A 6,709-nucleotide genomic window follows, 5' to 3' on the forward strand; every position below is an offset into this window, starting at 1 on the left:
CCCCGGGGGGGGGGGCGCCCCCCGGCGCCGCGGGCTTTTGGGGGGGGGGGGGGGGCGGGGCTCCCCTAAAAAACCCCCCCGGGTCTAACGGGGGGGGGGGCGCCCTGGGGGGCCCCCGGCCCCGCGCCGGCGTCGCCGGCGCCGTAGATGGCGACCGCTTCGCGCGCCTGTGGCGGCGGCCCGCTCAGGCGCTGCAGCAGGCTGCACACCGCCACCCGCGAGGCCACCAGGTAGGCCAGTGCGACAAACCAGTAGGTCACCAGCGCGCCGGCCGGGTAGTGCGTGGCCTGATCGAGCGTCAGCAGATGGATGCACAGCACGGCGATCGCCATGCCGAAGGCGGCGCGGGCCAGCATGCGCTGCTCAAGGTAGCGCAGCACCGCGCCGTACAGGTCGGACATCGCCAGCGCCGCCGCCGACACGGCCGACAGCAGCAGCGTTGCGGACAGCGGCGCCAGGGGCGAGGAGCGCATCAGCATCGCCAGCTCCACGCACAGCGGCAGCGCCAGGCAATCGGCACCCAGCATCACGGCGCTTTTGCCGCGCCGACTCATGGCGATGGCTTTTTCGCTGAGACGGCGGGCAAGGCAGGCAATACGTGAGGCTAAATAAAACATGATGCGCAATACCTTCATGAAGCAATCTGGCTGATTGCCCGGTGCGGGCACCCGGCATGCGTTGATTGTCTTCTGACCAGCGTAGTGCGGCTTGACTGCGATCAAACTGCGCGGCGGAGCTTATCCTGGCGGCTTGACATCTATTTCTTGTTGATATTTGTTTCTGGAATTTAGTTACGCGGCTTGATCAAATACACGCAGCGGCGCGCGCCATTGAGCATGTGTTCGACGCGGCCCACCGAGCACTCCGGCCCCAGCACGCGCTGGAACACGTCGAGCTCCGAGCGGCAGAACTTCTGGCACCGGCGCGCGGCGGCGCAGATCGGACAATGGTTCTCCACCAGCAGCAGGCTGCCGTCGTCCTGCGCCTGCACTTCCGCCATGTAGCCTTCGCTGGTGCGCGCCTGCGCCAGCGCCGCCACCCGTTGCGGCAGCGCGCGCACGCCTTGCAGATGCTGGCGGTATTGCTGTTCGCTGGCGGCCTCGCGCGCGACGATCAATTTCTCCAGGCCCGCGTCGCCGAACAGGCCGCGCACCTGGTCGATCAGCTGCACCGTCAGGTCGGCGTGGCGATCGGGGAAGCGCGCGTGGCCCGCCTCGGTCAGCAGCCAGCGGCGCGACGGGCGGCCCGGCTTGTCGGCCACGTCCTCGTAGCTGACCATGCCTTTTTCCTGCCACGCTTCGAGCTGCCGGCGCGCGCCCATCGAGGTCAGGTCCATCAGGCCGGCCAGCTGTTGCGCGGTCTGCGGCCCGCGCGTCTTCAACAGGAACAGCGTTTGTTCGGCGGTGTTCATGGCAGCGCGCCCTCCAGCCTGGCGTTCATGCTGGCGTGCCAGCTTTGCATGCGCCACGCCGACCACGCGGTCAGCACCGCACCCAGCACCAGGATCAAACGGGTGTCGATCAGCGTCAGCACCGCGCCGGCCAAGGCCATCAGGATATTGGCCAGGCAGAAGGTGGTGGAGATCAGTCCCATGACGGCGCCCTGGCCGTGCGCGCCGAAGCGCTCGGCGCACCAGTTGGGCACGATGGCGTTGTAGCAGGAGTGCGGCACGCCGAACAGGATGATGGCGGCGATGCCGACCCAGGCGTTACTGGCCGCCAGCAGCGCGATCAGCGAGGCGGTGACGATGGCGAAGCGGCGCGCCCGCAGCAGCGGCTCTCCCTGGAACTGACGGCCGGCGAACAGGGTGGTGGTGGTCATCACCGCGCACATGGCGGCGGTGGTCCAGGCGATGCCCCGTGCGCCGTAACCGGGCACCTCCACCAGCCACAGCGGATAGAACTCGTAGAACGCCGTCACGCCGCAGGTATAGGCCAGCGTGACGATGAACAGGTTGCGCAGGTCCGGCTCGCGCAGCAGGTTCAGCGCGTGGCGGTCGCGCGCCACCTGCCACCACGAGGTGGTCGCTTGCGACGGCGTTTCGTGCGGCAGCACGGCGGCCACCAGCACCGCCACCAGCAGCAGCGCGGCCACGGCGACCCAGAACGGCATCGTGATGCCCCACGCCAGCGTGACGCCGGCCAGCAGCGGGCCGGCCAGCCAGCCCATATAAAAGGCGCCGTTCAGCCACGACAGGGCCTTGCGCCGCAGGTCGCCGTCGAGGCGGTCGGCCAGCATCGCGCGCGCCACCGAGCCGTTGCCCTCCAGCAGACCGGTGGCGAAGCGGGCGACGATAAACAGCGGATAGGATTCCAGCAGCAGCGCGACGGCCGTCACCGCGTGGCCGATGGCGGCGCCGACGGCGGTCACCAGCAGCACCGGGCGGCGGCCGTAGCGGTCCGACATCGGTCCGAGCAGGGCGGAGCCGATCAGCAGGCCGAGCGGATTGATCGTCAGCGCCAGGCCGAACAGCAGCTTGGGCGGCAGGCCGAGGAACTGGTTCAAGCCGTTGCTGACGCCGGCGGCGAACAGCGGCGGCAGAATCGGATACGGCAGCGCCGCGCCTATCGTGGACAGCAGGGCCAGCAGGCAGGCGGCGCCGATCAGCAGGGGTGTTTTCATGGGTGGCATTCAACGAATCGAGTAACGCTACTGTAGGCGGATCTCATTAATAAGTAAACAAAAATGTTTACTTATGCTGCCATGTCGGCAGCGCGCATGTATGATGGCGGCTCTGTCGTCAACTTTGCAATCCGCCCGAAACAAGATGAAGAATTGGTTTGCCGGCCGCCGTGGCGCGTACTTCTTTCTGCTGCTGGGCATAGGCCTGATGATGCTGTACGTCGCGCTGGAGCGGAACTTTCCGGATGCCGGGCAGCTGCAGTCAGCCACCGGCCGCGTCGCCTCGGCCCACCCGGCGCAGGGCGGCCTGTACTTCGCCCTCGCCGGCGAGCCGCGCCAGTTCGTGGTGTACGTCAAGGGCGATAGCGATGGCCGACTGCGGCAGGCGATCGGCGACGCCGAGGCCGGGTCGTATCCGGTCACCGTATTCCTGCACCCGGGCCAGTCGGCCTCGCCCGGTTTTTTGCAGGGCAGGTACTACACGGTGTATGGCGTGTCGGTCGGCGGCAAGGAAGTCTCCAGCCTGGCCACCGTGCGGGGCAGCTACCGCCGCGACAACCTGATCGCGCTGGTCCTGGGCGTGCTGTTCGCGGCCTACGGCGGCCGCCTGGTCTACAACCTCAGGAACCTGGCTGAACCTGCGCCAGCGCCTCAATATCGCCGGAAACGATAAGCGCCAGGTTGGCCGTGATCCGTTCGACCGGCCAGTCCCACCAGGCGATCGCCTGCAGCCGCGCCGCGACTTCCGGCGCGAAGCGCTCCTTGATCTGCCTGGCCGGATTGCCGCCGACGACGGTGTACGGGGCGACGTCGCCGGTGACCACGGAGCGCGACGAGACGATGGCGCCGTCGCCGATATGCACGCCCGGCATGATCAAGGCGTCGTAGCCTATCCAGACGTCGTTGCCGACCACCGTGTCGCCCTTGTAAGGCAGCTCGCCCGGCGCCGGCATCGCCTGCTCCCAGCCGTTGCCGAAGATCTGGAACGGATAGGTCGAGATGCCCGACATTTTGTGGTTGGCGCCGTTCATGATGAACTTGACGCCGCGCGCCAGCGCGCAGAACTTGCCGATCACGAGCTTGTCGCCGATGAAGGGGAAGTGGTACAGCACGTTGCGCTCGAAGTTTTCCGGGTCTTCCGGATCGTCGTAGTAAGTGTAGTCGCCGATGACGATGTTCGGATTGCGCACGATGTTCTTGATGTAGCAGACCTGCGGGAAGCCCGGCATCGGGTGCGGATCGGCCGGCGACGGGCCGTTCACGACACGTCTCCCTGGCGGCGGAAGGCGATCCAGCCGGCGATCAGCGTGAAGCTGGCGACGATCGCCACCACCACCCAGAACCCCTCCGGCTCCTGCGCCAGCGGAATGCCGCCCACGTTCATGCCGAGCAGGCCGGCGATGATGTTGATCGGCAGGGCCAGCACCGTCACCACGGTCAGCACGAACAGGCTGCGGTTGTTGCCTTCGTTGACCAGCGCCGCGATCTCCTCCTGTATCAGCTTGATGCGCTCCTGCAGCGAGGCCATGTCCGCCAGCACCATCGAGAATTCCTCGGTCGACTGGCGCAGTTCCTGGGCATCGATCTCGGCGACCCAGGCCGGCGGCCGTTGCAGCAACCGGAACAGCGCCGCCGGCTCCGGCGCCAGCAGGCGTTGCAGGCGCACCAGCACGCGCCGCAGCGCGCCCAGGCTGGCGCGCTTGGTATTGAGCTTGCCGGCCAGCAGATTGTCTTCGATGTCGTCCACCGTGGCGATCGAGTCGCGGACGATCTTGATCAGCGCGTCGGCCTGGTCGCGCAGCAGGTGGATCAGCAGCTCGACCGACGAGCGTATCGGCTCGCCGTTGCGCACCGCGTTGCGCAGGCTGTCGACCGCCTTCAGCGGCTTGCGCCGGGCGCTGATGACGATCTGCTTGTCGACGCTGAGCCACAGCGTGGAAATGTCCGATGGCTCGAACGAAAAATCGTGCAGCACGTCGTTGACCACCGCCACCAGCGTGTTGTCGGCCAGCTCGATGCGGGTCGAGCGCGGCCCTTCGTGCAGGCTTTCATAGAATTCCTCGGGCAGCGAGGTGTGTTCGTGCAGCCATTTCTCGCTGGCCGTGTTGGCCAGGTTGTAGTGCAGCCAGACGAATTCGCCCGGATGCTGCTCGCGGTTCTTCAGCCACAGGCAGGCCTGGTCGGTATCCAGCGGCACGCCCTTGCCGTCCGGCGTGCGGCCGAACACATAGCCGCAGACCATGCCCGCTTGGTCGGATCCGTAGGACTGAGGCGCATTCTGCATTCGTTTTCTCCATGGTGGTCGCGGGCATCAGGATAGCAAATTACGCTACCATAGGGTGAGATCCTGACCGGGAGATTTGTTATGCATACCGATTTGCCGCCGCGCCTGGCCGTCTTTGTCGACGGCATGGACCGCCTGCTGGCGCAGGGCGCCGCCGAACCGCGCATCGTCGAGGAGGGCGGTGCGCTGCTGCGCGCCTTGCTGGCGCATGACGACTGGCTGCCCGATGCGATGGCGCAGCCCGATCCGCAGTTCTACCGCCAGTACCTGCTGTACCTCGATCCGGCCGCGCGCTATTCGGTCGCCAGCTTTGTCTGGGGGCCGGGCCAGCGCACGCCTGTGCACGATCATACGGTGTGGGGATTGGTCGGCATCCTGCGCGGCGCCGAGATCGCGCAGGCCTACCGGCGCGGGGCCGGCGGGGCCATGGTGGCGGACGGCGCGCCGCTGCGGCTGGAACAGGGGCAGGTGAGCGCGGTATCGCCGGCGCTGGGCGACATCCACGAAGTGCGCAACGCCTATGACGACCGGGTGTCGATCGGCGTGCACGTGTACGGCGGGGACATCGGCGCCATCGATCGCTCCGTGTATGCGCCCGATGGCGCCGTCAAACCGTTCCGATCGGGCTACGCCAACCGCTAGAGCGGCGGATTAAACCAGCAAGGCGGCGTTCATCTCGACGGCGTCGTTCTCGGCTTCGGCCAGCATGTCGGCCAGCTTCTGTTCGTCGATGAACAGGTCGATGGCCGAATCGGAATGCGGCGGCAGGTCGCGCTGCGGTTCCTGCAGCGGCGACTTCACCGGCGTCAGGTGGTTGGCCAGCAGCAGCGTGTCGAGCAGCGTATCGGGCGGGATCGACATGAAGCTGTCGCGCAGGCCCTCGATCGCCTCGGCCACCGGCTCGGGGATGCACAGCTTGCGCATCACTTCGCGGGTGATGATTTCTTCGCTGGCCGAGTGCCAGTTTTCCGGATCCTCTTCCAGCAGCCCCGGGAATTCGTCGGCGCGCGACAGCAGGTAGAAGCCGCCCACCTCGTGCACGATGGCGGCGAACAGCGCGGTGTCCGGATTCACGCCGGTGACCTGGCGCGCGATGATGCGCGACAGCGCCGCCACGGCGATGGTGTGGTCCCACAGCTGTTCGGCCTTGAGGCGCAGCGCCGGATCGGAGATCTTGCTGCCGAACTGGCGCACCACCATGGCGGCGGCCAGCGCGAACAGGTTCTGGTAGCCGATGCGCATGATGGCGCCGCGCACGTTGGTGATGGTCGGCGCGCCGGCGCGGTTGAACATGGCGGAATTGGCGATGGCGACGGTGCGCGCCGCCAGCAGCGGCTCGGCCAGCACCAGGCTGATCGCCTTGTCGACCGGGCACTCCGGATCGTCCAACGCCAATTGAACGCGCAGTGCCGCGTTTACGCTGGTTGGGAATACCAGTTCGCCACGAATGGCCAGGGCCGCGATATGGCCGAATGCTTCGAGTTTATTCATGATGAAAATTATACGCACCCGCCGCTGCAATCTCAACGCCATGTAGGCGTGATAGCGGATTCAATGTCAGATTAGAGGCGGCGATGCCACAGTATCGCGCCGATGCTGGTGCCGGTGCGCGCGGATAGCAATGATCCGCGGCCGAAAGCGCCGTGCGGCGCAAGGAGGAAACCGTGCGCGGCGGCCTCGGTGGGGCCCCGGCCCGGGGTTATCTTTGGCTGTGGTGCGGGGGTTTGCAGCGGCGGGCCGCGCGGGGGGCCCCCGGGGGTGTTGCGGGGCACCCCCAGGTGGGGGGGCCGGGTGGCCCGGGGG

8 protein-coding genes are annotated in these 6,709 nt (G+C 67.2%); 2 read left to right on the top strand and 6 right to left on the bottom strand.

The window, feature by feature from the left end:
* Positions 1-65: 65 nt before the first annotated feature.
* The 3 genes from ACCD07_RS31895 to ACCD07_RS31905 all read right to left on the bottom strand — a co-directional run bounded on the left by ACCD07_RS31895 (position 66) and on the right by ACCD07_RS31905 (position 2,622).
* Positions 66-617 carry a hypothetical protein gene (locus tag ACCD07_RS31895; protein ID WP_413449651.1) on the bottom strand — a complete coding sequence of 184 codons (552 nt, stop codon included), beginning with the start codon at positions 615-617 and terminating at the stop codon, positions 66-68.
* A gap of 170 nt (positions 618-787) precedes the next feature.
* A complete protein-coding gene (locus ACCD07_RS31900) occupies positions 788-1,411 on the bottom strand; it encodes a helix-turn-helix transcriptional regulator (protein WP_353404900.1) in 624 nt (207 codons plus the stop codon).
* A complete protein-coding gene (locus ACCD07_RS31905) occupies positions 1,408-2,622 on the bottom strand; it encodes an MFS transporter (RefSeq protein WP_413449652.1) in 1,215 nt (404 codons plus the stop codon). The genes ACCD07_RS31900 and ACCD07_RS31905 overlap by 4 nt, the downstream gene beginning before the upstream one ends.
* Positions 2,623-2,767: 145 nt before the next feature.
* Between ACCD07_RS31905 and ACCD07_RS31910 the strand changes: the two genes are divergently transcribed.
* Positions 2,768-3,295 (top strand): hypothetical protein, encoded by a 528-nt coding sequence (locus tag ACCD07_RS31910; RefSeq protein WP_413449653.1) that lies wholly within the window; start codon positions 2,768-2,770, stop codon positions 3,293-3,295.
* Here ACCD07_RS31910 and ACCD07_RS31915 read toward each other — a convergent pair.
* Together ACCD07_RS31915 and ACCD07_RS31920 are read right to left on the bottom strand one after the other, a co-directional pair.
* On the bottom strand, positions 3,243-3,851 hold the full coding sequence (locus ACCD07_RS31915) for a Vat family streptogramin A O-acetyltransferase (RefSeq protein WP_413449655.1): 609 nt from the start codon (positions 3,849-3,851) through the stop codon (positions 3,243-3,245). The two genes, ACCD07_RS31910 and ACCD07_RS31915, sit on opposite strands and share 53 nt — an antisense overlap.
* A 29-nt stretch (positions 3,852-3,880) precedes the next feature.
* The gene (locus ACCD07_RS31920) at positions 3,881-4,906 is read right to left on the bottom strand and encodes a transporter (protein ID WP_176654036.1); all 1,026 of its coding nucleotides are present in this window, start codon (positions 4,904-4,906) and stop codon (positions 3,881-3,883) included.
* Between the two features lie 81 nt (positions 4,907-4,987).
* On the opposite strand from ACCD07_RS31920, the gene ACCD07_RS31925 reads away from it, so the two are divergent.
* The gene (locus ACCD07_RS31925; protein ID WP_413449654.1) at positions 4,988-5,548 is read left to right on the top strand and encodes a cysteine dioxygenase; all 561 of its coding nucleotides are present in this window, start codon (positions 4,988-4,990) and stop codon (positions 5,546-5,548) included.
* Between the two features lie 9 nt (positions 5,549-5,557).
* On the opposite strand, the gene ACCD07_RS31930 is transcribed toward ACCD07_RS31925, so the two are convergent.
* Positions 5,558-6,397, bottom strand: a complete 840-nt coding sequence (locus tag ACCD07_RS31930; protein WP_176654038.1) for an HDOD domain-containing protein — start codon at positions 6,395-6,397, stop codon at positions 5,558-5,560.
* Between the last annotated feature and the right edge of the window lie 312 nt (positions 6,398-6,709).

Origin of the sequence: Duganella sp. Dugasp56 (assembly GCF_047304105.1) — a bacterium.
Taxonomy (GTDB): Bacteria; Pseudomonadota; Gammaproteobacteria; order Burkholderiales; family Burkholderiaceae_D; genus Rugamonas; species Rugamonas hordei.

What these genes read in the sequence shown, in the direction of transcription:
- ACCD07_RS31895 (WP_413449651.1), bottom strand. Translation starts at nt 617, where the DNA reads ATGTTTTATTTAGCCTCACGTATTGCCTGCCTTGCCCGCCGTCTCAGC.
- ACCD07_RS31900 (WP_353404900.1), bottom strand. Translation starts at nt 1,411, where the DNA reads ATGAACACCGCCGAACAAACGCTGTTCCTGTTGAAGACGCGCGGGCCG.
- ACCD07_RS31905 (WP_413449652.1), bottom strand. Translation starts at nt 2,622, where the DNA reads ATGAAAACACCCCTGCTGATCGGCGCCGCCTGCCTGCTGGCCCTGCTG.
- ACCD07_RS31910 (WP_413449653.1), top strand. Translation starts at nt 2,768, where the DNA reads ATGAAGAATTGGTTTGCCGGCCGCCGTGGCGCGTACTTCTTTCTGCTG.
- ACCD07_RS31915 (WP_413449655.1), bottom strand. Translation starts at nt 3,851, where the DNA reads ATGCCGGGCTTCCCGCAGGTCTGCTACATCAAGAACATCGTGCGCAAT.
- ACCD07_RS31920 (WP_176654036.1), bottom strand. Translation starts at nt 4,906, where the DNA reads ATGCAGAATGCGCCTCAGTCCTACGGATCCGACCAAGCGGGCATGGTC.
- ACCD07_RS31925 (WP_413449654.1), top strand. Translation starts at nt 4,988, where the DNA reads ATGCATACCGATTTGCCGCCGCGCCTGGCCGTCTTTGTCGACGGCATG.
- ACCD07_RS31930 (WP_176654038.1), bottom strand. Translation starts at nt 6,397, where the DNA reads ATGAATAAACTCGAAGCATTCGGCCATATCGCGGCCCTGGCCATTCGT.